Origin of the sequence: Zhongshania aliphaticivorans, assembly GCF_001586255.1 — a bacterium.
Classification (GTDB): Bacteria; Pseudomonadota; Gammaproteobacteria; order Pseudomonadales; family Spongiibacteraceae; genus Spongiibacter; species Spongiibacter aliphaticivorans.
Genome location: NZ_CP014544.1, coordinates 2113404 through 2137335 on the forward strand (window position 1 = coordinate 2113404; position 23932 = coordinate 2137335).

General features: G+C 48.8%; 23 protein-coding genes. 8 read left to right on the forward strand and 15 right to left on the reverse strand.

The genetic code is table 11. From position 1 onward, the window contains the following. Nucleotides 1-272: 272 nt before the first annotated feature. Nucleotides 273-1040, forward strand: coding sequence for a response regulator transcription factor (locus AZF00_RS09330; protein ID WP_008250117.1), 768 nt, complete (start codon nt 273-275; stop codon nt 1038-1040). A gap of 146 nt (nt 1041-1186) precedes the next feature. Here AZF00_RS09330 and AZF00_RS19705 read toward each other — a convergent pair whose 3' ends face one another. After that, on the reverse strand, nt 1187-1318 hold the full coding sequence (locus AZF00_RS19705) for a hypothetical protein (RefSeq protein WP_257722003.1): 132 nt from the start codon (nt 1316-1318) through the stop codon (nt 1187-1189). A 291-nt stretch (nt 1319-1609) separates the two neighbouring features. On the opposite strand from AZF00_RS19705, the gene AZF00_RS09335 reads away from it, so the two are divergent. The 3 genes from AZF00_RS09335 to AZF00_RS09345 all read left to right on the forward strand — a co-directional run bounded on the left by AZF00_RS09335 (nt 1610) and on the right by AZF00_RS09345 (nt 5045). Continuing rightward, entirely contained in the window at nt 1610-3253 is a 1644-nt protein-coding gene (locus AZF00_RS09335; protein WP_008250115.1) for a nitrite/sulfite reductase, read from the forward strand. Further along, the gene (locus AZF00_RS09340; protein ID WP_008250113.1) at nt 3246-3725 is read left to right on the forward strand and encodes a DUF934 domain-containing protein; all 480 of its coding nucleotides are present in this window, start codon (nt 3246-3248) and stop codon (nt 3723-3725) included. Before AZF00_RS09335 ends, AZF00_RS09340 begins: the two co-directional genes overlap by 8 nt. 153 nt (nt 3726-3878) lie before the next feature. Continuing rightward, on the forward strand, nt 3879-5045 hold the full coding sequence (locus tag AZF00_RS09345; protein WP_008250112.1) for a cation:proton antiporter: 1167 nt from the start codon (nt 3879-3881) through the stop codon (nt 5043-5045). A 22-nt stretch (nt 5046-5067) separates the two neighbouring features. Here AZF00_RS09345 and AZF00_RS09350 read toward each other — a convergent pair whose 3' ends face one another. From AZF00_RS09350 to AZF00_RS09360, 3 genes are all read right to left on the reverse strand, one after another. After that, entirely contained in the window at nt 5068-5640 is a 573-nt protein-coding gene (locus tag AZF00_RS09350; RefSeq protein ID WP_050985191.1) for a YceI family protein, read from the reverse strand. Nucleotides 5641-5804: 164 nt separating this feature from the next. Continuing rightward, entirely contained in the window at nt 5805-6734 is a 930-nt protein-coding gene (locus AZF00_RS09355) for an electron transfer flavoprotein subunit alpha/FixB family protein (protein ID WP_008250103.1), read from the reverse strand. Then, complete coding sequence (locus AZF00_RS09360) at nt 6734-7483, reverse strand: electron transfer flavoprotein subunit beta/FixA family protein (RefSeq protein WP_008250102.1); 750 nt, start codon at nt 7481-7483, stop codon at nt 6734-6736. Before AZF00_RS09360 ends, AZF00_RS09355 begins: the two co-directional genes overlap by 1 nt. Before the next feature lie 385 nt (nt 7484-7868). Here AZF00_RS09360 and AZF00_RS09365 point away from each other — a divergent pair, with 385 nt between their 5' ends. Continuing rightward, nucleotides 7869-9524 (forward strand): electron transfer flavoprotein-ubiquinone oxidoreductase, encoded by a 1656-nt coding sequence (locus tag AZF00_RS09365; protein WP_008250101.1) that lies wholly within the window; start codon nt 7869-7871, stop codon nt 9522-9524. Between the two features lie 60 nt (nt 9525-9584). On the opposite strand, the gene AZF00_RS09370 is transcribed toward AZF00_RS09365, so the two are convergent. From AZF00_RS09370 to AZF00_RS09385, 4 genes are all read right to left on the reverse strand, one after another. Further along, entirely contained in the window at nt 9585-10361 is a 777-nt protein-coding gene (locus tag AZF00_RS09370) for an SDR family NAD(P)-dependent oxidoreductase (protein WP_008250100.1), read from the reverse strand. A gap of 80 nt (nt 10362-10441) precedes the next feature. Beyond that, the gene (locus AZF00_RS09375; protein WP_008250099.1) at nt 10442-11638 is read right to left on the reverse strand and encodes a DUF1214 domain-containing protein; all 1197 of its coding nucleotides are present in this window, start codon (nt 11636-11638) and stop codon (nt 10442-10444) included. A gap of 28 nt (nt 11639-11666) precedes the next feature. Beyond that, nucleotides 11667-12860: a sulfotransferase family protein gene (locus AZF00_RS09380; protein ID WP_008250097.1), complete on the reverse strand. Its 1194-nt coding sequence runs from the start codon at nt 12858-12860 to the stop codon at nt 11667-11669. Nucleotides 12861-13319: 459 nt separating this feature from the next. Further along, nucleotides 13320-13970: a TetR/AcrR family transcriptional regulator gene (locus tag AZF00_RS09385; RefSeq protein ID WP_008250095.1), complete on the reverse strand. Its 651-nt coding sequence runs from the start codon at nt 13968-13970 to the stop codon at nt 13320-13322. Between the two features lie 65 nt (nt 13971-14035). Here AZF00_RS09385 and AZF00_RS09390 point away from each other — a divergent pair, with 65 nt between their 5' ends. After that, nucleotides 14036-14575, forward strand: coding sequence for a hypothetical protein (locus tag AZF00_RS09390; RefSeq protein WP_062383616.1), 540 nt, complete (start codon nt 14036-14038; stop codon nt 14573-14575). A gap of 28 nt (nt 14576-14603) precedes the next feature. Here AZF00_RS09390 and istB read toward each other — a convergent pair whose 3' ends face one another. Together istB and istA are read right to left on the reverse strand one after the other, a co-directional pair. After that, nucleotides 14604-15362 carry an IS21-like element helper ATPase IstB gene (gene istB / locus AZF00_RS09395; protein ID WP_008246814.1) on the reverse strand — a complete coding sequence of 253 codons (759 nt, stop codon included), beginning with the start codon at nt 15360-15362 and terminating at the stop codon, nt 14604-14606. A 41-nt stretch (nt 15363-15403) separates the two neighbouring features. Then, nucleotides 15404-16948 (reverse strand): IS21 family transposase, encoded by a 1545-nt coding sequence (gene istA / locus AZF00_RS09400; RefSeq protein ID WP_040802637.1) that lies wholly within the window; start codon nt 16946-16948, stop codon nt 15404-15406. A 299-nt stretch (nt 16949-17247) separates the two neighbouring features. On the opposite strand from istA, the gene AZF00_RS09405 reads away from it, so the two are divergent. Next, nucleotides 17248-17712, forward strand: a complete 465-nt coding sequence (locus tag AZF00_RS09405) for a hypothetical protein (RefSeq protein ID WP_062383618.1) — start codon at nt 17248-17250, stop codon at nt 17710-17712. Between the two features lie 44 nt (nt 17713-17756). Continuing rightward, a complete protein-coding gene (locus AZF00_RS09410; RefSeq protein ID WP_008250089.1) occupies nt 17757-18935 on the forward strand; it encodes a sulfotransferase family protein in 1179 nt (392 codons plus the stop codon). 81 nt (nt 18936-19016) lie between these two features. On the opposite strand, the gene AZF00_RS09415 is transcribed toward AZF00_RS09410, so the two are convergent. The 5 genes from AZF00_RS09415 to AZF00_RS09435 all read right to left on the reverse strand — a co-directional run bounded on the left by AZF00_RS09415 (nt 19017) and on the right by AZF00_RS09435 (nt 23907). Then, nucleotides 19017-19559, reverse strand: coding sequence for a DUF1285 domain-containing protein (locus AZF00_RS09415; protein ID WP_008250087.1), 543 nt, complete (start codon nt 19557-19559; stop codon nt 19017-19019). A 28-nt stretch (nt 19560-19587) separates the two neighbouring features. Beyond that, on the reverse strand, nt 19588-20763 hold the full coding sequence (locus AZF00_RS09420; RefSeq protein WP_008250084.1) for a phosphoglycerate dehydrogenase: 1176 nt from the start codon (nt 20761-20763) through the stop codon (nt 19588-19590). Nucleotides 20764-20783: 20 nt separating this feature from the next. Then, on the reverse strand, nt 20784-21587 hold the full coding sequence (locus AZF00_RS09425) for a 4'-phosphopantetheinyl transferase family protein (protein WP_008250082.1): 804 nt from the start codon (nt 21585-21587) through the stop codon (nt 20784-20786). 56 nt (nt 21588-21643) lie between these two features. Next, nucleotides 21644-23521 (reverse strand): SurA N-terminal domain-containing protein, encoded by a 1878-nt coding sequence (locus AZF00_RS09430; protein ID WP_008250079.1) that lies wholly within the window; start codon nt 23519-23521, stop codon nt 21644-21646. A gap of 113 nt (nt 23522-23634) precedes the next feature. Then, nucleotides 23635-23907 carry a non-specific DNA-binding protein Hbs gene (locus AZF00_RS09435; protein WP_008250078.1) on the reverse strand — a complete coding sequence of 91 codons (273 nt, stop codon included), beginning with the start codon at nt 23905-23907 and terminating at the stop codon, nt 23635-23637. Nucleotides 23908-23932: the final 25 nt, after the last annotated feature.

Below are 23932 nucleotides of genomic sequence, written 5' to 3' on the forward strand. Positions count from 1 at the left end.
TATATTAGGCGCTTGCCTTGTCACCACGTTTTTACGGATTGGCAATGGCAGGTCCTAATCGGGTCTGAATACACAGTAGCAAGAGCAATACCCTGTCTGCATTGACGGAAATCCGTTATTTTTACGTTAGCGAACTAATACGTAAAATAATGAACGCAGTAAGCCTATGATTTGTATGAATGTTTTTTAGGGCTTTGACGGATAGGCGTAAATACTTATTACCGTCTAAGCTAGGTCATATACTCTTCGTTACATAAAGAAGGTCTTATGAAATGAATAACAATAATTTTGAAATGATGAATCACAGCCATAGCCAAAAGGTGTTAAATCGCTCGAAGGCCGATGGTATATCGCTGTTTATTTATGACAAGCGTCAAGACGATGACAAAGCGATTAGCTTTATTTACCAGCGCCACACCCAAGTCGAGGCGATGGATGATTACCGCCTGCGCTTATACAAGGTCGATTCTTTTTTACAAAAAACAATAGAACCCGGTGCGGTGCAGGGTACGGCCGTTGGCCTGAAAACAAAGGAGAATAATTTTCCGAGCACACCTAGTTCCGCCGACGCCAGCGGCATTTATTGGCGCGGCCTAGGAGCTTACGGCTACCGGCAAACTGCCTGTATGATTCATCCACTCAGCAAGAATCTCCACCTTATCATTGGTATGCAAATGCTACAGGAACGCAAAAACCTTTGCATAGAACAGGCATTGTCGGCAATGGAAGACTGGATATCAGACAGTAGCGACTATATTTTAGAAAATTCGATTAATATTTTAAGAAGTAAATGCATAACCGAATCGCCATTGCACCACTTAGAAGATATTGCGCAAGGCATTAGCCCCAGAGAGCAGCAAGTAGTATTTGAAATTGTGCAAGGCAAAAGCAATAAACAAATTGCAAAAACGCTTTCATTATCAAACTTTACTATCGAAAACCATCTTAGGCGAATTTACCAAAAATTCGGCGTTAAAAGCCGCACTGAGCTAATAGCTGCCGTTAATAATGGTGGATCAAAGTTATTTTTACACTCCTAAGGCTGCGCAGCATAGGAAATATTCATTTTTATTAGCTGTATTTAATGACGCGGTAGAAACACAAAAAAATCCCCACAAACAGTGAGGATCTTATGCATATGCGCCACGCGATCGGGACTTTACGTCCCTAGCGACTATGCGGCTAATTAAGACGGCATGCCCGCCAACCAGTAAACTGCAGTACCCACAACGATGCTTAAAATAGCAATGGCGGCGCAGGCATCAGCGAAATTGTCGCTGCGTTGCTCTTCGGTTTGTTCAGAAGTATGATCAGACATGGAAGCCTCTTTGGTATGGGTAGATTACTGGGGCCGTAGATCGGCGCTAAAATTCAGGGCGCATTGTAGCAAGAATTTCCGTCATCGTTGAGCTAATTAATACCCTAGATTGTGGCTTATCGACCCCGCGCGTAAGCATTACCCAGAAAATTCGTTAGCGAAAACCCGACTTTATCTTTAACATTACGCCGCTATAAACTGCAGCTACTAGCTCCATGCGCACTCAATGCACGGAACTCCCTGCCCTACTTAGTATTATTGATCCGCCAAACACTTACGACAAAGGTTCCTATGTACGCTTACGACCAATTTGACCGTCAGCTTGTCAGTCAGCGTGTTGCGCAGTTCCGCGACCAAACTCAGCGCTATCTCGCAGGCAAAATTAGCGATGAGCAGTTTCTGCCTTTGCGTTTGCAAAATGGCCTCTATATTCAGCGCCTTGCACCTATGCTGCGCATTGCTGTCCCCTACGGCACCCTGAATGCTGAGCAATTACGCAAATTAGCATCTATTACGCGTAAATATGATAAGGGCTACGCCCATATTAGTACGCGCCAGAATGTGCAGCTGAACTGGCCCAAGCTAGAAGAAGTGCCCGATATTCTGGAAGAGCTGGCTGAAGTAGAGATGCACGCTGTGCAAACCAGCGGCAACTGTATTCGTAACGTCACCGCCGACCAGTTCTCTGGCGTAGCGGCTGATGAGGTTGAAGACGCCCGCGCCTATTGCGAAATTATTCGCCAGTGGTCGACCTTTCATCCTGAATTCGCATTTTTACCCCGTAAATTCAAAATCGCGGTGTGTGGCTCAGAGTCAGACCGCGCGGCGGTAATGGTTCACGATATTGGCCTGCAAATTGTTAAAGATGCCGCTGGCAACACCGCGTTTAAGGTTATTGTGGGTGGCGGCTTGGGCCGTACCCCGGTTATTGGCAGCGTGATTCACGAGGCCCTTGAGCCCAAGCATTTGCTGACTTACCTTGAGGCGATTTTACGGGTGTATAACCAACTCGGTCGTCGCGACAACAAGTTTAAGGCTCGCATCAAGATTTTGGTCCGCGCCATGGGTGCCGAAGCCTTTAAAGCCGACGTTGAAAAGGAATGGGCGCATATTAAAGATGGCGCCCTGAGCCTGACCGATGAAGAAATCAGCCGCGCTCAGTCCTTTTTCCAGCCGCCTGCTTACGAGTCATTGCCACAGCAAGACATGCAGGCTCTGGCATTAGAAAATGCCGACTTTGCTCGCTGGTTGCAGCACAACACCCACGCTCACAAAGTGAGTGGCTACCGTATTGTGACCTTGGCGCTGAAAACCACCGGCGTCGCGCCTGGCGATGTTACCGCCGAGCAGCTGGAAGTGATCGCCGACTTGGGCGAGCGCTACGGTTTTGGCGAAATTCGCAGCACCCACCAGCAAAATATTGTACTGCCAGATGTGCGTCAGCAAGATTTGTTGGCCCTATGGAAAGAGCTGGTTGAATTAGAGGTCGCGTCTCCCGTGGTCGGCACGTTGAACGACATAATTTGCTGCCCCGGCGGCGATTTCTGCTCGCTGGCTAATGCCAAGTCTATTCCAATTGCGGAAGCCATTCAGCGCCGCTTTGAGGATCTAGACTATGTTTACGATCTTGGCGAAATAGAGCTGAACATCTCTGGCTGCATGAACGCCTGTGGTCACCACCATATTGGCAATATCGGCATTCTCGGTGTAGATAAAAAGGGCCAGGAGTTCTATCAAGTCTCCCTCGGCGGCAGTCAGGGCTTAGACGCCTCAATCGGCAAGATTCTTGGGCCATCCTTCGCCCAAGATGAGGTGCCTAATGTTATTGAAAAAGTGCTCGAAACCTTTGTTTCACTTCGCCAGCCGGAAGAGCGCTTTTTAGACACCTTTCGCCGCGTCGGTATTGACCCATTTAAGGAGCGTGCATATGCCTAAGATTATTAAAGACCTCAACGTTGTTGAGGACAGCTGGCAGGTTTGGCGCGACACCGAAACGCTGCCTGCGACCGGTGGCTACATCGTACCGCTGAGCCTATGGCAAGCGCACAAAGAAGAATTGCTCGCACTAGGCAATATTGCGGTATTTTTAGCCAGCGATCAGTCGCCCAAGCTGTTGGGGACAGACGTCCAAAGCTTCACTCTAATCGCAGTAGACTTCCCTAAGTTTGCTGATGGTCGCGGCTTTAGTTATGGTCGAGAATTGCGTGAGCAGCACGGATTTACTGGCGAGTTACGCGCAATTGGCGATTTTATGCGGGATCAGCTCTATTTTCTTAAGCGTTGTGGCTTTAATAGCTTCGCGTTACAAAGCGACGACCTCGACGAAGCTTTGGCCAGTTTTAATGATTTTAGTGACGCCTATCAGCCGTCGATAGATCAAGCCTTGCCGATTTTTCGTCGCCGCTAAGGCTACGCGAGAACCATACAATGCCGCCACTTTGGCGGCATTTTGCTTTATTGGGTGCGGCCTTATCGGTATCGATTAGCCCAGCACTATTGTCTCGTTACGCGAGCTTATGTGATTATGAAGCTTCACCCGCCCCGCCAAGAGGTTTAAGCCGTGGAAGCGAGTTTAACGTCGTCATTTTTTTTGATTTTCAGTGGTGCAGCGGTATTAGCCTCGATTGCCCTCTTCACCCGCCAGCCGCTATTAATAGCCTATATCGCCCTTGGCGCTATTATTGGCCCCCACGGTAGCGCGTGGGTCACGGACGTTAAGCTGCTTGCCGAGATCGCCGAATTCGGCATTATCTTTTTGCTATTTCTGCTGGGCTTAGACATGCAGCCCAAAGCGCTGCTAGCTACCCTTAAAAAGGCCACCGTGGTCGCCCTCCTCAGCTCATTGGCCTTTGCCCTCATTGGTTATGCCCTCGCCGCGAGCTTTGGCTTCAATACCACCGAATCATTAGTTATTGGCGCCGCCATGATGTTTTCGAGCACCATCATTGGCATTAAGCTGCTGCCAACGACCGCCCTGCATCACCGTCATACCGGCGAGCTCATGGTCGGCTTGCTACTGCTACAGGATTTAATCGCAATTTTTGTGCTCATGATATTGCTCAGTATGAGTCTGGGGGAGTTCTCTGGAGCAAGTCTGTTTAAAGCACTTATCGCCTTACCCGCCTTAATTGCCTTTGCTTTTTTAGCTGTGCGCTTCGTTTTATTACCGCTGATAAGTCGCTTCGACCGCTTTCATGAATATATATTTCTGCTGGCTATTGGCTGGTGTCTTGGTATGACTGAGGCCGCGCACGCCTTAGGCTTATCTGCTGAAATTGGTGCATTTTTGGGCGGTATTAGCCTAGCGACTAGCCCGATCTCGCAGTACATCGCGATTAATTTAAAGCCCTTGCGAGATTTTTTCCTGATTCTGTTTTTCTTTTCACTGGGGGCGCGTTTCGACTTGGGTTTACTCAGCGAAATTATCGTACCGGCGTCGATTCTTGCCGGCCTGGTGCTGGTACTCAAACCCGTTATTTTCCGCTATTTAATACACGGCATGAGTGAGACCAAGAAACTCGCGTGGGACTTAGGCTTCAGGATGGGGCAAATCAGTGAGTTTTCTTTACTTATTGCCTACGTCGCCACAGAAATGGCTCTAATCGGCCGTGAAGCGTCGCATTTGATTCAGGCTACCGCCATTATTAGTTTTGTGGTGTCGTCTTATATCGTGGTTTTAAACTACCCTACGCCTATTGGTATTTCCGACAAATTGCGACGAGACTAGCCCGTCGCCCTTTGCTCGCTGGCTACTGAAAAGTCACTGAAAAGCTAACCGGCACAGCCAAGCCAATATTGTTCAAGCCCGCCAAGCTGCGCAGCTTGGCAACACCAGCAACTAAGCCAAAGCGCTGAGTATCTACAAAGCTAGGGGCAAGCGTCACGACATGTAATGCACCGTCGGCCCGCTTAGTGACAATAACATCAAAGCTCAGCGGTGAATTTGTACCGTGCATGACGAGCGCGCCCGTGAGTTTCATCGTCTTTTGCTCGCCAACAGACATGGTCACCAGCTCAGGCATATCCACCAGTGCGGTATACGTCGCTGCGGGGAATTTATCCGTCTCAAATAGGTATTTACGCATTCTTTCATTGCGGATATCGATTCCGCTGGCAATGCTATTCAGGCCTACGACGATTTCAGCCTCACCCGTTTTATCATCAATGCTGCCGGTGAGGCTGGAGAAACTCATCGTTTCCGCTATCGCGTCATTTTTAATACTCACAAAACTCAAGCTTGAGCTATCTGCTTTCAACTCCATAGCATTTACGGCGCCAAGCTGCAGCAAAAGCATTGCCGCACATAACAATTGTTTCATCATCCATTCCTCATTAAATCCAATCACCGATGGCCCGCAGGCCTCGAGTAAGCTTTACATTTTGCTTTCAAAGAGACAAGGATTAGGGCGAGATTTGAGGACACAGGCTTAATTTAGATAAAAAAAAAGCCCGGTAAAAACCGGGCTTTTTAAAGCTCTACTTCTGCTTATAGCGCAGAATCCAGCTCAGGTACGGCATTAAACAAGTCGGCAACCAGACCGTAGTCAGCAACTTGGAAGATGGGGGCATCTTCGTCTTTGTTGATAGCAACAATGACTTTAGAGTCTTTCATACCAGCCAAATGCTGGATAGCGCCAGAAATACCGATAGCAATGTACAGGTCTGGAGCAACGATCTTACCCGTTTGACCAACCTGCATATCGTTAGGTACGAAACCGGCATCTACTGCAGCGCGCGAAGCACCAACAGCAGCGCCTAGCTTGTCAGCAAGTGAGTACAGCATGGCAAAGTTGTCGCCATTCTGCATGCCGCGGCCACCAGAGACAACAATACTTGCGGCTGTCAAATCTGGACGGTCACTCTTCGCAACTTCTTCCCGAACATAGCTAGAAGTACCGGCATCGTGTGCGCTGGCAACAGCTTCGACAGCAGCACTGCCGCCTTCGGCAGAAACGGCGTCAAACGCAGTGGTACGCACGGTGATAACCTTAATGGAATCAGACGATTGCACGGTAGCAATAACGTTACCTGCGTAGATTGGGCGCTTAAAAGTATCGGCGCTTTCTACAGAGATAATTTCAGAGATCTGTGCAACATCAAGCAAAGCTGCTGCGCGTGGCAGTGTGTTTTTACCAGAAGTTGAAGCAGGTGCCAGAATGTGGCTGAAGTCTTTACCAAGCTCAGCAACCAACAAGCTAACGTTTTCAGCCAACTGATGACCGTAAGCAGCGTTGTCGGCAACGAGTACTTTGCTAACGCCTTCAATTTTTGCTGCGGCTTCTGCGGCTGCGCCACAGGCTTCACCTGCAACGAGGACCACAATGTCGCCACCAATTGCTTTAGCAGCAGCAACAGTATTTAGCGTAGCGCCCTTAATGGAGGCGTTATCGTGTTCTGCAAGAATTAAAATACTCATCAGATTACCTTCGCCTCGTTTTTCAGTTTCTCAACAAGTTCAGCGACATCCGCAACCTTAATACCGGCTTTACGCTCAGCAGGCGGCTCTACCTTCAAAGTAGTGACGCGAGGAGTAACCTCTACGCCCAGCTCTTCGGGAGTCATCACATCCATTGGCTTTTTCTTGGCCTTCATGATGTTTGGCAGTGAAGCGTAGCGAGGCTCATTCAGGCGTAAATCGGTGGTGATTACCGCTGGCAGTGACAGTTTAACGACCTGTGAGCCGCTATCAACTTCACGGGTTACCGTAACGCTGTCGCCTTCAACCACAACTTCAGAGGCAAAGGTGCCCTGTGACATGCCGGTTAAGGCAGCCAGCATCTGACCAGTTTGGTTGTTGTCGCCGTCAATAGCCTGCTTACCAAGAATAACCATTTGTGGCTGTTCTTTATCGCAAACGGCTTTCAGCAGCTTGGCAATTGCCAGGGGCTGAACTTCTACGTCAGTTTCTACCAGAATACCGCGATCAGCACCCAGTGCTAGAGCGGTACGAATTTGCTCCTGACTGACTTTTGCGCCGATAGACACAGCAACAATCTCGGTCACTACGCCTTTTTCTTTTAGGCGAACAGCTTCTTCAATTGCAATTTCACAAAATGGATTTATGGCCATTTTGACATTATTCAGATCAACGCCGGTGCCGTCCGATTTCGGACGCACTTTTACGTTGTAGTCAACTACTCGTTTGACAGCAACCAGAACCTTCATGGATTCCCCAGTACTCGCGTAAATGGAATGAAATGGCGATTGTCCCTACGCAGCGAACCTGCATTCAGATTCAAGCAGACAATGCCTCGGTAAAAAGCGCGGTTATATTGACGCTTATACGCCCCAAGGTCAATAAAAGTACGGTATTCACACGACGTATATTCTCTATAAGCCAGTTGCACCTCATGGCAAGGAAAATAATTAAGTCATTGTAATTAAATGGCTTTTCTGAGTGAAGCGATTTTCATTTAGCATAAAACTTTTATAATTAAACTACGCTTAAAGTAGCGTTTTAAAGCCCGTGGTTTTATAATTTGCTGTTTTAATTAGCCACAAACCGCCCTATAAAAGGGCAATGCTACTTAGCATACATAGGAGAACGTCTGTGGAACGCGAATCAATGGAATTTGATGTCCTAATCGTTGGGGCTGGCCCCGCCGGATTAGCGGCAGCATGTAAAATCCGTCAATTAAGCGAAAGCACTGGCAAAGACATCAGTGTCTGTGTTGTTGAAAAAGGCTCTGAGGTTGGTGCCCACATTCTCTCTGGTGCAGTTTTTGAGCCCAGCGCGTTAAACGAGCTGTTTCCAGATTGGAAAGAAAAAGGCGCTCCGCTAAACACCCCGGTCACTGGCGATGACATTTACTATATGACCAGCGCTGAAAAGGCCATTAAGGTACCTGGCTTTGCCGTACCGAAAACCATGCACAACGAAGGTAATTACATCATTAGCCTCGGTAATTTGTGCCGCTGGATGGCCGAACAGGCAGAAGGCATGGGTGCTGAAATCTACCCCGGTTTCGCCGCGTCAGACGTACTTTTCCATGAAGACGGTAGCGTAAAAGGCGTTGTAACAGGCGATATGGGTATCGCCGCTGATGGCAGCGAGAAAGACAGCTACATGCCCGGCATGGAGCTACATGCCAAATACACCTTATTTGCCGAAGGCTGCCGTGGCCATTTAGGCAAACGTCTGATGGAGAAGTTTGACCTTAACGCAGGCAAGGATCCTCAGCACTACGGCTTAGGTATTAAAGAGCTGTGGAAAATCGACCCCGCCAAGCACGAAGAAGGCAAGGTTATGCACGCTGCGGGCTGGCCCCTGGCTGAAAATGGCGCCGCTGGTGGCAGCTTCCTCTATCATATTGAAGACAATCAAGTGTCGATTGGTCTGATTACCGATCTTTGCTACGACAACCCTTATTTATCGCCCTTTGAAGAATTTCAGCGCTTTAAAAAGCACCCTACCGTTATGCAATATCTGGAAGGCGGCGAGCGTATCTCATACGGCGCCCGCGCCATCGCCAAGGGTGGCTTGCAGTCACTTCCTAAAATGACCTTCCCAGGCGGCTTATTGATTGGTTGTGACGCCGGCACTCTGAACTTCGCCAAGATCAAGGGCAGTCACACCGCCATGAAATCGGGCATGATCGCTGCTGAAGTGGTTCATAAAGCCATCACTGAAAACGAGGCAACCGGTCAAGAGCTAGGCGAATACACTACCGCCTTTGAAAATTCCTCGGTTTATAAAGAATTACACGAACAACGCAACTTCGGCCCAGCTCAGCACAAATGGGGCAATTTCTTTGGCTCGGCTTACGCCTTTGTCGACCTTAACCTGTTCAACGGCAAACTGCCTTGGACCTTAGGTGATGATCACCCCGATCACGCTGAGATGAAACCGGCGGCAGAGTGTAAAAAGATCACTTATCCTAAGCCGGATAATAAGATCACCTTCGACCGCTTAACCTCGGTATTTTTATCCAATACCAACCACGAGGAAGATCAGCCCTGTCACCTGACATTAAAGGATCCTGAACTACCTATTCGCGACAACCTCCCGAAATATGCAGAGCCAGCGCAGCGCTACTGCCCTGCCGGTGTATATGAAGTTGTTGAGGATGCCGAAGGCACACCCAAGTTCCAGATCAATGGCCAGAACTGCGTGCACTGCAAAACCTGCGACATTAAAGATCCGGCGCAAAATATTATTTGGGTAACACCAGAAGGCCTCGGCGGCCCCAACTACCCAAATATGTGAGTGCGTAAAACGTAAAAAGGGCAGCTCAGGCTGCCCTTTTTTATGCGCTTTATTATTCGATTACGCCAATAAAACACTGTGGCCATAATCAACCGGCAACACTACCCCGTTAATAAAGCTTGAGGCCTGACTGCTAAGCAGTAACAGCGCGCCTTCTAGCTCTTTAACATCGCCAATACGCTTAGATGGCAGCCGCGCGACTTCGGCTTGACCCTGTTCAGTTTCAAAATACCAATCCACCATTTCAGTCATGAAATAGCCCGGCGCAATGGCATTGCAGCGAATTTTAGTGTCGAATAAATCCGCAGCTATCTGCTTGGTTAATTGATTCAAAGCCGCTTTAACACTGCCATAGCAAGGTACGTTTTTAAGGGTTTGCATTCCAGTGACCGAGGTAACATTAATAATACTCCCCGCCTTATCGAGTGCAATTAAGCGCTTAGAGAATTCCCGCGCCATACGCATCGTGCCAGTCAGGTTCACATTAAGCAGATTTATCCACTCTTCATCATCAATATCAGGAAAGGGTTTAAACTGAATTTGACCCGCGTTATTGACCAAAATGTCGACTGTGCCGAATACTTCTTCAGCACAATTAAACACATTCGTTACGCTCTCAGTGTCGCCAATATCCAGGGCGAGTGCTGCGGCCGTGCCTCCGGCGGCATTAATATCATCGGCAACTTGCTGCACCTTATCTAAGCGCCGCGCCGCACAAATCACCTTGGCACCCGACTTAGCCAGCGCGTGCGCAAACGCGACGCCCATGCCACTGCCGGACCCAGTGACCAGCGCGACCTTACCTTGGTTTGAAAACATATTTTCGATGTAAGACATAGTATTTTCCTTTATTCATTATTTTCTGAAAATAAATGCGCCACGACATCGCCGTGACACTTCGCTACCAAAATATCAATTTATAAGCAGCCTCGGCGCACAACAGCTTCTGCTCGCTTGCGCAGCAGCTCGCTGCGTTCATCTGCGGAGACGGTTGGAGAATTAGGCGCTAGGGCATTCGCAAGCTCAGCCAACTTAACTCGCCGGATCGATGGCACAGGCAGGGTTTCAGCCCGAAAGTAGCGCAGCGACAGCAAACCGGTGGTGTGCTTGGCGGCATCAAGCCAATTAGCAACACCGGGATCTGTGTGGGAAATAACTGCACAAAAAACGCCATCATTATTAAATTGAGCCTGATGACCATTAATTGAGGTTTGCCGCAAGTTCCAGTCCCGCGCATCCCAGTACTGGCTGTATAGCTGAATGCTCCAATAGGTCGCCTGCGGTGGCACCACCTCTATAATGAGCGCTTCGTCCTCAGCACATTCGTAAACTGCCTTGCCATAACGCAAATCCGCCCAACCAATCGATACTTCATCAATAATCATGGTATTGCTCGGCATGGCGTAATAGCTGTTTAATTGCTGCGCAAAGAAGGCTGGTAGGTTTTTCAGCCAATCAATAAGCAGCTGCGTACGCATTACCATTGTCTCTGGGCTTATCGCTGGCGCCGGATAACGCGCGCCATCGCGGCTTATCTGCAAGCGCGCGGGCTCTTCCTTATCCCAGTCGTAGAAGTATTGGCGAAACACAATATCGCCGAGCCCTTCGGGTATTTTCACCCAATTGCCTGGCTGCTCTTCTCGGCTCAACACAATTTCAATATTGCCATCGTCATCAGTTTCAAAATCGCCGCGCCGGTCACACAGCTGCCAGCCGCTGATATGCGCAAAATGCCCTACTCGGGATTCCACATCCAACATATGGGCACTGCCGCGCTGGCCCTTGATGCGATAGACGTGATCGCCGTGGATCGCCGCCCATTGATAACAGGCATCTGCAGCGGGAAGCCCATACTGAATGCGCGATGTCAAAAAGGTAAACAAACTTGGATAATCTGGATTCCACGCCTCCATGGTCATTGGAATGGCACCAGCAAGCAGACGCGTCAGGTAACGAACTCCCTCTGCCCGCGCCATTTCACTGTCAATTCGGGGATCGTCCCAAACAAAGCTTTTCAGCCCATTAACCGCCTCGCTAAAGGCATCCCAAATTTTCGGGGTGTCTAGCGACATCGGCGCCAGATCTCGCCATGCGGCGAATGTGTCATTATTCATAAGCGATACTTCCTGTAAGCAGTAAGTACTAGGGGAATAGTTTTAGATACTCGGCGAAGCGTGTTCTGATTTCCTTCGCATCCAAACCGTATTCCTCTAGGGTGTAGCTGTACTCGCCCCAGTGATTAGCTGGGCGCCGACTATCGTATTCCGTGCATCCTGCAATAGCCTCAGGTGTCAATTCACGGCCTGCTTTTTGATAAATTCGTTTAATGACGGCAAGTGGGTCGTCGCAAATTTCTTCAAATTTTGCATCGACAATTTGGTCGAGGGGCAGCTTGTCGCGCACCGCGAGATAGCGATCGGTTAGCCGCGCCCAGTAGTCAAACCACTCATGCCCTACTTCCACTGGGTCTATTTGATCGGTACTGGTTTTACGCAGTTCTTGAATGGTGGTGGCAAATGACGGCACGGTTTTAAGTGGGTCACGATGACAATGAACAACGGTTGCATCGGGGAAAAATTCAAAAAGAATATCCATGTAACCAATATGAACTGGCGACTTCATAATCCACGGCCGGCCCTTGCTACCGCCATCTTGCCACTGCAGATATTGCATCATTTCAAATAAAATTTTATAGGTAGGACGCGGGTCGCAGTTCATTGAGTATTCAAAGAATGTTGGCGCACGAGCGAGCATTGCGGAAACCGTTGATTCGAAAGACATCTCCATAATAAATAATTCTTCATCAGGCTCTTCCGCTTCCATTGGGTGGCGCGCCATCCAACCTGGAAACTGGGTTCGAAAGGTATCCTCAACCACTTTGGCAAAAGCAATCCGACCTTCTGGCTTACCCGCCTCTTCATCGGGGAAAGGCGCTGGGTTTAACAAGCGCCACACATCCAAACGCTGCACGCCAGGGTCACCGGACATGACTCTTTGCAATTTTGAGGTGCCGGTACGCGGCAAACCAACAACAACAATTGGCGCGATGATTTTTTCTTGTAAGATTTCGGGATGTTTTTTCACATCGTTGATATAGCGCAAACGATTGATCAATAAGCGCAACAGTTCTTGCCCTTGGCCAATCACGCCCCCCTCATGCAAGTTCGCTTCAGTGCGAAGCGATTTGCATAAAACGTCTAGGCCAGTAGTAAAACCTAAATCACCAAAATCACTAAGCCCTGTTTCGGCCCGTGCAGCAGTCATTAGATCTTCAACATAAAACGGAATTGCCTGCGGGCCAGCAGGCGTCGCAATGCTTTCAACTTGACTATTCATTTCATTATCCTTATTTCATTAAACAGCGTTATAGCGTATCGACAGGAAAAACATTACTAACTGAAATTCAAAAAGATCTTGAAAATCAAGACAAATAATTGATGCGATTATTATCAATTTAAATCGCTTAACACCAATTTACGTAACCAGCAGATAGGCTGAACTATCTATTGATTTTGCTTAAACCTAAGCTGTTATTGTCTCGAGACTCAATATAGCAACGCCAAAGCCCATGTAACAAGAAGATGCAGGTCAGGTTTCAAAGAGCGCGTAAAACACCTTATCTATATGATTAATATCGATTTTTATTTATCTGAAAATCGAGGTTATATTTTGCAGGGGTTTTGCGAGGCTAAAGCGGCCTAATACCAAGCAGCCTTAAGAGGAGTGCTGTAGATTTTATAATTGAAAGTGGTTAATTTAGAATCATTGAGGTTTAAATTTTAAAAATAATTAAATTTATTCTTCTTCAGAAAAGATAGCGCAACACATTTTCACGAGAGTTAAACGAAACTCAGGATCATCAATAAATTCGATATTATCGGTAATCAGGGCATAAACCATAAATTGTGCAGCACGGCCCAGCGCATGGACACGCAATAGATCGTTTTTGCCCGATTTAAAGTCAGAACAGGATTTTAGCTTGTCGTATATAAATGCTTCGGCCGAGCCCTCGGGGGCTAAATTGTCGTTCAGCTCCTGCCAAGCGTCCCAAAACCCCTTGTGGCCGAGCAGGAGATTTTTATCAATTTCGAGAACTTTACGATGAATTTCAATAGACCAATCCAGCAACCAATGGATAAACGACTGGACCGTATGCACTTGATCGCTGGGAAACTCACGATAACCCTTGAGATGCTGGGCGCGCATCACCACGCGGTAAACCTCGAACACAATTGCATCAAGATTTGGAAAGTATTGGTATATAGACGATTTCGGCACGCCCGACACCACCTCCAAACTCGTCGTCGACAGCGCCTCTCTGCCATTCTCAAGCAGAATTTTATGGGCCGCATCGACAATAGCGGCCACAACTTTTTTCGAGCGGTCTTGTATCGGCTTGCGACGCATCGCCTCGTTAGGCCTTATTAGTTGAAATTCATCAGTCATTTTTATTTTTCATAGCTAAACGTTAAAAAACCGAAACGATCACTTCACAACAAAGGAATAATAATATGGAATCTTCACAGATCTCGCCACGTATTGCCATCTATGGTTTAGGCTTTGTTGGCCAACAACTCGCGGGCTTCGCCTTAGATAAAGGCTGGGAAATTGTTGGCGCCTATAATCGGGCCGGCGAGAAAATTGGCCAAGACCTCGGTTCACTGCTTGGTAGAGACCCTATTGGCTTAACGGTGGAAGACTGCGACACCGCAGACTACAGCCGACTCACGGCCGACATTGCCTTTGTCGCGGTCTCCGACCGCCTGGAGGTCAACTACCCATCTTATGAGCGCTTGATGTCTGCTGGCGCAAATATACTCTGTCACGGCGCAGAGTCTTGCAACCCTCGCCGCCTTAATCCCGGCATTGCCGAAAAGCTGCAAGCGCTGGCGCTTAAGAATAACGTCACCTTCACTGGCGGCGGCATCTGGGATATGACCCGTATTTGGGCTGGAATTCTGTCGGTAGGACCAAATACCGAGATCACCTCAATGACCCATGCGTATTCCGCTGAACCTGATCAGTCGTACCGCTTGAACGTGATCACTTAATTCACCTCATGCATCATGTGCCGTCTTTTTACTTTAAGTGATCATCTTCAGTCAATGTAGTCATCAGTTTTCGCATGGATTCCCCCTTCAAATTGATCTTGTGAGCGTTGTGTAAAAGCCGATCCAAGATGGCGTCAGCCAACGTTGGATCATTGATAAAGTCATGCCAGTTTTCCACCGGAAGCTGGCTCGTTACTATCGTTGTTTTTTTGTTGTGCCGATCCTCCATGATTTCCAGCAAGTCGTTCTTTTGCACTTGCGTCAGCGGCTCTAAACCCCAGTCGTCAATGATCAGTACGTCTGCTTTGGCGATTTGCGCGAGGAGCTTGAGATAGCTGCCATCACCGTGGGCGATGGTAAGCTGCTCAAACAGCCGAGAGGCACGGAAGTACCGAGTGGGATGACCCTGTACGCAAGCATGGTGGCCGAGAGCGCAGGCAAGATAGGTTTTGCCGCAGCCCGTCGGGCCGGTCATCACTAAGTTATGCCCTTTGCTAATCCAATGATTGCTTTGCAGAGCGGCAACGGTGCTTGGTTTAAGTCCGCGCGGATGGCTGTAGTCAACGTCCGCCAATCTTGCCATTTCTTTAAGGCGTGCAGCGCTGAGTAAGCGCTGCAATCGTTTGTCGTTCCGGTAGGTGATTTCCTGCTCAATGGCTAAGCCGATACGCTCTGCAAAGCCAAGCTCGTCGTAGGTGTTGGGCTGGCGGAACTGCGCTTCCAGTGCGTCCGCTAAGCCAGTGAGTCGAAGTTGCCGGAGTTGTTGTACGCTTTGTATTTCTAGCATGTGCTTTCCTTGGGTTGGGTGGTTTGGTTGATGATGCTTGTTTAGTGGTAGTAATTGGCGCCACGGACATTGCGATGAGACTCACTTGCCTGCGCTTGCGGTTCTAGCGGCAGGGCCAGTTGATCCATATTGCTCTGCAGGATCGATTTGATATTGCTTAGGCGTAGGGCTTTGATGTGTTGTGCACGTAAGCAAGCCGCCTCTAGGCGTGCCGGTGTGTATTGTTTGGCGAGATTCAGTAACCCTAAGCAGGCGCGATACGCCTGCTCTGGTACCTGCTTTCGTTGCAGGAACAGCTCAACCATCGCGTGTGTTTCGGGGCCTATCGTTCCCGCCCACGAGAGCAGTCGCTTCGGCGTCCACTGCTGATGCCGCTGGTGTGCTTCAGGCATGTGCTGCGTATTGGTGGTAAACCCACCTTGACGCTGGCTACGTGCATGACGTGCGACCTGCTGATCCTTAAAGAAGATAGCAACACCGTCGCGGCTGGCTTGGATCTCCACTTGCGTCTTAACCAGATGATGAGGAACGGAGTAATAGTGCTTGTCGAACTCGACGTGGTAATCAATATTGACCCGTGCCAGCTTGAACTCGAGGTATTCATAGCGCGTCGCTGGCAGTGGTTTAAGCGCCGGTTTGTCCAGCATCTCAAACTGGCTTAAGCGGCAACCCGGAAGCTTTTTGAAGGGCCGTTGATTGAGGTCTTCCAGTAAGCCCTTAATTGCAAGGTTAAGTTCCGCCAGCGTAAAGAAGGTCTGGTGGCGTAACTTCGCTAATATCCACCGCTGCACAATCAGCACCGCGTTTTCGGCCTTCGCCTTGTCTTTTGGTTTGAGCGGTCGCGCAGGAATGATCGCGGTTCGATAGTGTGAGGCCATATGTTGATAACTGGCATTGATGGTTGGTTCGTAACGGCAAGGTTTGCTCACTGCGCTGCGGAGCTGATCAGGCACAATGATCTCCGGCACGCCGCCAAAGAACTCGAAGGCCTTGACGTGGGCATCAATCCAATCCGCTTTGCGTTGCGTCCAGCTGGCGGTGGCAAAGGTGTAATTGCTGGCACCGAGCGTCGCGACAAAGATTTCAGCGTTGCGGATCTCGCCGGTATCTGGGTTAACAATCGGCACTGTCGCGCCACTGTAATCCACAAATAGTTTTTCACCGGCGAGGTGGATCTGCCGCATAGAGCGTTTTTGTTGGGCGCGCCATTCGCGGTAATACCCGCAATACTGCGAGTACTGATAGCCCGCATCCCCATAAGCCTGTTTGTATTCCTCCCACAGCAGCTGTTTGGTGACGCTTTTGCGCTTTAGCTCCAGATGTATGGCGGCGCAATCAGGCATAACGCGGCCATGTCGCGCACTCAGCTGGGGTGAAGGAAACAGCAGTTGCTCAAGATCGTTATCTGACAGCTCGGCGGGCAGGGGCCAGCAAAGCCCCAGCGCAGAGGCGCGTTTGCCGTAGGTTGATACGGTGCCCACGCCAATGCCCAGGCTGCGCGCTATCTGGCGATGACTTAGCTTTGCCTCAAGTTTAAGGCGGAGAATTTCTTTGATATGTCGCATTGCTAATCTCGTGTTTGGCATCGTCATCCCGGCGCAAAAGCGGCAAGGATAACGTGCAGTACAGGATGAATTTCAATGCATGAGGTGGTGTGGAAATTGATGGTGATCAGTCATTGCGACAACGTGAACACCCGTTGCGATAAGTCCCGTAAAGTGATCATTTTAAATCGCAATGAGTGATCACGTTCGTTCGCAACAGGTGATCACGTTGGATCGCAGGCGGTGATCAGGTTGGGTCGGAATACGCAACCCACACTTCTTTCACCGATATTGCCCGCCAAGGTGTTCACCTGCTGCGCTTTTGCGGCGCTGGCTTGAGTGTGGATGAATACCTAAGCAACGATGTTGGCGGAAAAACCGGACTTGCAGGCATCGCTATTATCCCTCCTTTGTGCGTAATAGATGCGCTTGGACTTAACGTTAGCGACATTAAGGAGAATTTAGAACCCATTGTTTGGACACAAGACCACTACAGCCATTGGTTGCAACAAAACCTCCGGGCGGGAACCGTCGTTGGCACCCGCATGAGCGTCGAAATCCTCACCAAACAAGGTATTACCGTAAACGCCTGCTTTGAATACCGCGATTTCCGCGAAGATGAGCAAGAGGAGATGATTTGGAAGGTACAGGGCAAACCCAGCATGGAGGTACGTGTAGTACGTGAAGCCTCACATATGGCTTCTGCGAGTAGCTTGTTTAACCGTATACCCGATGTGCTTGCCGCGAAATCAGGTATTAGAGAGTTGTGGACTTACCCTCCCCTGCGGCCAAGTATGTTTATCTAAAGCACTGCCACACAAAAAATAACGCGCCAATAAGGATAGCAAATATGAGTCTTAAGACAACGGAAGTAACAAGCGCATTAAACGTCGAGACGCTAATTACTCAAGCTCAAGAAACCAGTGGTTTAAGGGATTTCGGCGACGACAGCTTTATGCTGCCAATGCAAAAACTACTGGAATGTATTGTGCAAGACTCCACACTACACCCAGAGGGGCTCGCAAGCATAGTAGCCGATGTACAGCGCTGTTTAGTGAATCGGCTTCGGTTTCAACAAGATCTGCAAGCCCATCCGGAAATCTCGCAAGAGGATGTCGACGACCCAATCATTATTCTGGGTCTGGGCCGTTCTGGCACCACCAAAATGCAGAAAATATTATCCGCCCCAGACGATGTTCAAAAAATGCTGTTTTGGCGGCTGTGGAACCCCGCTCCGTTTTCACAAGCCCAGGAAGACCAAGCTGACCCACGAATTGCATTAGCGGGAACATCGAACTTGGTGGCAACCGATAATAATGCCGTCCACGCTGCCCACCACATGGAAGAACAAGAAGTTGATGAAGACTGGCTGCTCTACCTGCTCACCTTTGACGACACCATATGGAATCAACTGGTGTTTAGCCCCAGTTATTTGGATTGGGTGACCGAGCGCTCTAGTTCCGGCCCATTCGCCTACACTAAGACCCTTGTCCAGTACCTACAATGGCAGGATGGCGGCAAGCGCGATCGGCCATGGGTAATGAAAGGGGTGGGCTACATTGCCAATATGAAATCATTAATAAGCAGTTATCCCCGCGCCACCATCTTACACACCCATCGCGACCCGTTAGTTACCATTCCCTCATGGGCCAAGTTTGTCAGCGCAATGTGGAGCTTGCGCTCTAAGCCTATCGATAAACAGTTAATAGGACAGCAAGTAATGCGCTATTGGGACTGGGCGATGGACCGCTACCTCCACGACCGCGACAAAATGAACCTAGCCAGTTGTATTGTCGATGCCCGTTACGAAGATGTTCGTAAAAATCCTATCGGCATTGCTCAGGAGGTGTACGACCGCTCGGGACGATCTTTAAATGCTCCTGCCAAGCAAGCAATGGCTGCATGGCACAATAGTAATGAGCAACATCGCTTCGGAAAACATGAGTATTCTTTAGCGGAGTTCGGGCTTAATGAGGCAATGATTAACGACCGATTTGCAGACTATATAACGCGTTTTATCGAGCGCTAAATATGCTGTAATGCTATATCGCTCTCTGAACATGAAATACTCACAGACAATAAACTTTATTCTCTGTGAGCATCCAAATAATTAACTACTGGCCCCTAAGACAAACACACTATTACCCGCGCGCAAAACTAAGGATTCAGCGACAGGTTCAGCGAGCTCTACCAAGCGATAAAAACATGCCCTATTCACCTTTGCCACCAAACCATGCCGGGTTAACACTGAAGGAATGGGTTCCTTGCTATCAGCCTGCGTATCAACGCACAAAGGGTGCTCTGAACCAAGCTCAAACCAGGTGTCGACGTTGGTTTTCACCGCTATACGCGGTGAATCAGCGCCGCCGCCAACTTCGAAGTCGACAATCAGCAAGGGGAAGTCTTCCACTTGCAGCCGCCATTTTTCAACAGGCGTAACCAAGTAGTAGTGGCCGTCTTGCTCGCGGCGCAGAATAGACGCAAATAGCTTAACCAGTTCATGGCGCTTTATTTCACCTCCTTCATGAATCCAGCGGCCATCGGCTTTTATGACAATATCAATGTCGCCACTAAGCTCAGGATGCCAGTCGCTAATAGGTGGCACACCACGCTGATCTTTGAGTAGTGCTTGTATACTGTCCAAGCTCGCCATTTACCTAACCTTTATTGATATTGCGCTTTCACCATTGAATTAAACGCACATTGATAACGCCTTCAATGGCACGTAATTGCTCTAGTAGTGCCGGACTTACCTCACTGCCCAAGTCAATTAGATTGTAGGCTATTTCGTCGCGACTTTTATTCAACATATCGACAACGTTAATATCAGCATCCGCAAGTAAACCAAGTACGCTACCAAGGATCTTGGGAACGTTATGGTTAGCAATTGCAAGACGGCACCGGCCGCTGCGATCCAGTTGCAAATTAGGAAAATTAACCGAATTTTTGATATTGCCGCTTTGCAGAAAATCATCCAGCTGATCGGCAACCATAATTGCGCAATTCTCCTCTGCCTCATCGGTACTTGCACCGATATGCGGCATGAGAATTACGTCAGCTCGCCCGATAAGCGCTGGCACGGGAAAATCGGTAATAAACTGACGCAAACTGCCGTTATCTAAGGCGCGAATAACCGCGCTGATATCCACAATTTCTTCTCGGGCAAAATTTAGTAAGCAACAGCCTGGTTTACAGGCAGCGAGTAAGTCGGTATTGATCAAGCCTCGGGTTGAATCTAGAACGGGCAAATGCAGGGTAATGAAGTCTGCTCGAGCGAATAAACTGCTTAAATTATCCATTTTCTTTACTGAACTAGGCAAGCGCCATGCAGCATCAACAGACAACGCAGGATCATAACCAATAACGTCCATACCTAAGCTTAATGCGGCATTTGCTATCATTGAGCCTATCGCCCCGAGACCGACAACACCGAGAGTGCGCCCTGCCAGCTCATTGCCCTTAAAACGCTTTTTTTCTTTCTCTAGAAGCTTAGCCATTTCAGCCGCGTCATTCATATGACCCAGAGTATTCACATACGATATACCGGCCAAAATCCCCCGTGAACCTAATGCTAATCCGGCAATAACCAATTCTTTAACCGCATTGGCATTGGCACCAGGGCTATTAAAAACAGGAATACCACGTTCCGTACATGCTGATACAGGGATGTTATTCGTGCCGGCGCCCGCTCTCGCAATGGCTTTCACGCTAGCAGAAATTTCTGCGACCTGGAGTTTGTGGCTGCGCAACAATATTGCATCAGGCGCACCAAATTCCGTCGCTAACTCATAATTTTCGCTAGGTAGACGGCTTAAGCCTTTTTCAGATATTTGGTTCAGGGTTAATACTTTATACAAGGTTTCTACTCCTAATTATTTTAGCCAATGCGACGCCGGCGATCACCGGCCGGCGCGGAACCTTGGTCAAACGCATCGGCGGCACTTTGCACAGACTGAGGCCCTAAGGGTACGCTGTGAAAAAAGTTCAATCCCGCAATGCGACCATTCATACTCAGCGCCGCGGTGTAGGCTGCATTTTGACCCAGTAATCGAAAATCCCAGCTTTCAGCATCAGGGCCAAAAAATTCCAGGAACTCGCCGTCGTTGCCAAGCACTACTGAAAAGTCATGCAATGGAATCGACAAACCTTCGCCGCGAGCCTTGATATACGCTTCTTTCAATGTCCAATAGCGATAAAAATAATTGAGCTGCTGCGCTTCATCTCGACTTTTCAGCGCCTGAAGTTCAAGCGCCGAAAAATAGTCTTCGGCAACATCAAGTATTCCTGGGTTTTCTGCCCTGCACTCCACATCAACACCAATTGCATTATCATGCGTAACGACGCAGACAGTTAAGCCGCTGGTGTGCGCGGTATTAAATTGGATTATTGGCGAAACACTAGAATTGCTTAGCTCGGGTTTACCAAAGTCATTTACCTGAAATTCAATTTCTTGCGGTGATAGTTCGCAGTATTCAGCCAATACCGTACGCAACAAGGCCCTACTCACCAGATAATCCCAACCATTATCGACATGCTTAAGCTGCTGATACTGTTCGAGCTCGGACTGCGAGAGCATTTCCTCGTAATCTTTTTGCACTGTTTTCAGGCGGTTGTCATTGGTAAAGCTAAACCAAACATCGACAACACCTGCACTCAGCGACCGTCGTAAAGCGGAAGTCATTATTTTTATGTATCCATTAAGTAGCCCCAGCGGTAATCAGCCGACTGGGGCCTAAATCAATTGATCTTAATTTTTGCGTCTTTCCACAAACCATTAAAGTAAGCCGAAAAATCCTGTGAAGACCTATTTCTAGACGCGCTATTTTCTGCTTCGTTAAGCTGGGCAACGTCCATCCCGCTTTGGCTGCCATAATTCACATCAAGTAACTGCAAGACCACTCGATCACCATTTGCCAAACGCAAAACGCTTACGCTTGCCTGCTGATCTGGTCTAGGCATTGAAAATGCGCGATTGCGTATCGGCGCCTCAACAGCAATGTCGCCGCGCTTGCCTGCGGCAATCGCATTCCAAGTAAGCTGCTCGGCCTTGGCGACCTCTTCGGCTCGCTTACCAGCAAGCAACTCTGCTTGGATCGCTTTGGCCTGAGATTCTGCCTCAAGCTCAGCTTTGCGCTGCTCCAGACTACCCACAATCTCTTCGCGCACCTGTGCTAAAGGCAGGGTATCGGGTGCCTTGTATTCTTCGACATGGATCACCGCAAAGTGTTCCGGCGTTAATTCAAAGACTTCGCTGTTTAAGCCTTTACTGCGCAATTCTGGATTAAAGGCTGCAGACTTCAAGCTCGCATAAGCAAACAATCCGCTCTCGTCAGATTCCTTTTGCCATTCACTTTGCTTAACTTCGAGCCCAAGCTCTTTGGCGGGCATGGTTAAATTTTCTGCGTTGAAGACAAAGTCACGTAAATCTTCTACCGCACCAATTAAGCGTGGCATCGCCTCCTGGCGGCGCAGCCGTTCAGTAATCTCAAGCCTTGCGCTCTCTAGGCTCGGCACACTAGGCTGGCGAACACTCAGCAATTTAATCAGGTGTAAGCCCGCTTCCGTTTCAATGACAGGAGAGATTTCACCTTCTTTTAGCCCAGCTAAAGCCTCTTCAAACTCCGCTGGAAAACTGTCCCCACTGCTAAAACCAAGGGCACCGCCGTCACCCGCGCTACCGGCATCTGCTGAATACTGTCGCGCTTGTTCTGCAAAGTCTGCGCCAGCCAAAACGGTTTGGCGAATTTTTTCAAGCTGTGAAGACGCTTCTTCACGACCGGTGTCGTCGTTAATTTCAATTAAAATATGTGCCGCTTCACGCTCTACTTGCGCGTTACTAGCCTCTACCAATCGCTGGTATTCGGCCATGACTTGATCTTCTGAAACCGGCTCAAAAAAATCCTCTTCAGATAACTCAACATACGAGTATCTAACTGCGGCCTCACTCAGAAATTGATTCGCATTTTCCTGATAGTAGGCTTCGACCTCTTCATCGCTAATCTTAATGCTGGCGCGATAAGGCGCTTGGGCAACGGTGATAAAGTGATAATCGCGGGTCTCGTGGAGCAAGCCAATTGCCCGCGACAATTCCGGACCCGCCACAAAGGCTGAGCCAGCAACGGCGCTGGATAGCTGTTGAATTGTCAGATCTGAGCGCAACAGCTGTTTAAAAAACGCACTGCTATAGCCTTGCAAGCGTAGAACTTGTTCATAACGAGCCTGAGAGAATCGGCCGTCTTCTTGAAATTGCGGCATAGACGCGATGGTTGCATGCAGCTGGGCGGTCGAAATTTCAATACCTGCTTCAGCGGCGGCTTGCAGGAGCAGCTGCTGCTTTATTAAGGTATTCAATGCTGGCTTACGCAACATTGCGTCGTCTAGCATTGCGGGGTCAATTTGATCCCCCATCATTCCTAGTAAACGTCGCTTTTGAAGACTAATCGCCTGTTGCAATTCACCTTCAGAAATCTTTTCGCCGTTGACGACAGCGGCAGGAACCTGTCCTGAGCCACCAAATAAACTATCAATACCAAATAGCGCAAAAGGTACGATGATGAGCGCGATAATGAACTTGGCGGCAGTTCCCTGGATATTATTCCGAATATTTTGCAGCATTGACGCGAATCCGACTCTGAATCATAAAAAAAAGCGCACCTCTCGATGCGCCTTCTGTAAGAGGTTTTAACCCCTATAGCGACTTCCCAACACCGTGGGAATGGCTATAACCCTTAGTTACAGGCGTCTTTCAACGCTTTACCTGCTTTGAAACTAGGGATCTTGGCAGCTGAAATTTCGATTGGCGCGCCAGTTTGAGGATTGCGGCCGGTGCGAGCTGCACGGTCTTTAACGCTAAATGTACCAAAGCCGACAAGTGATACGGAATCATCTGACTTTAATGCATTGGTAATAGCTTCTACCGTTGCATCCAGCGCGCGACCAGCGGCTGCTTTGGACAGGTCTGCAGATTCTGCAATAGCGTCGATTAGCTCAGATTTATTCACTTATTCTTCCCCTTCAAATTGTTAT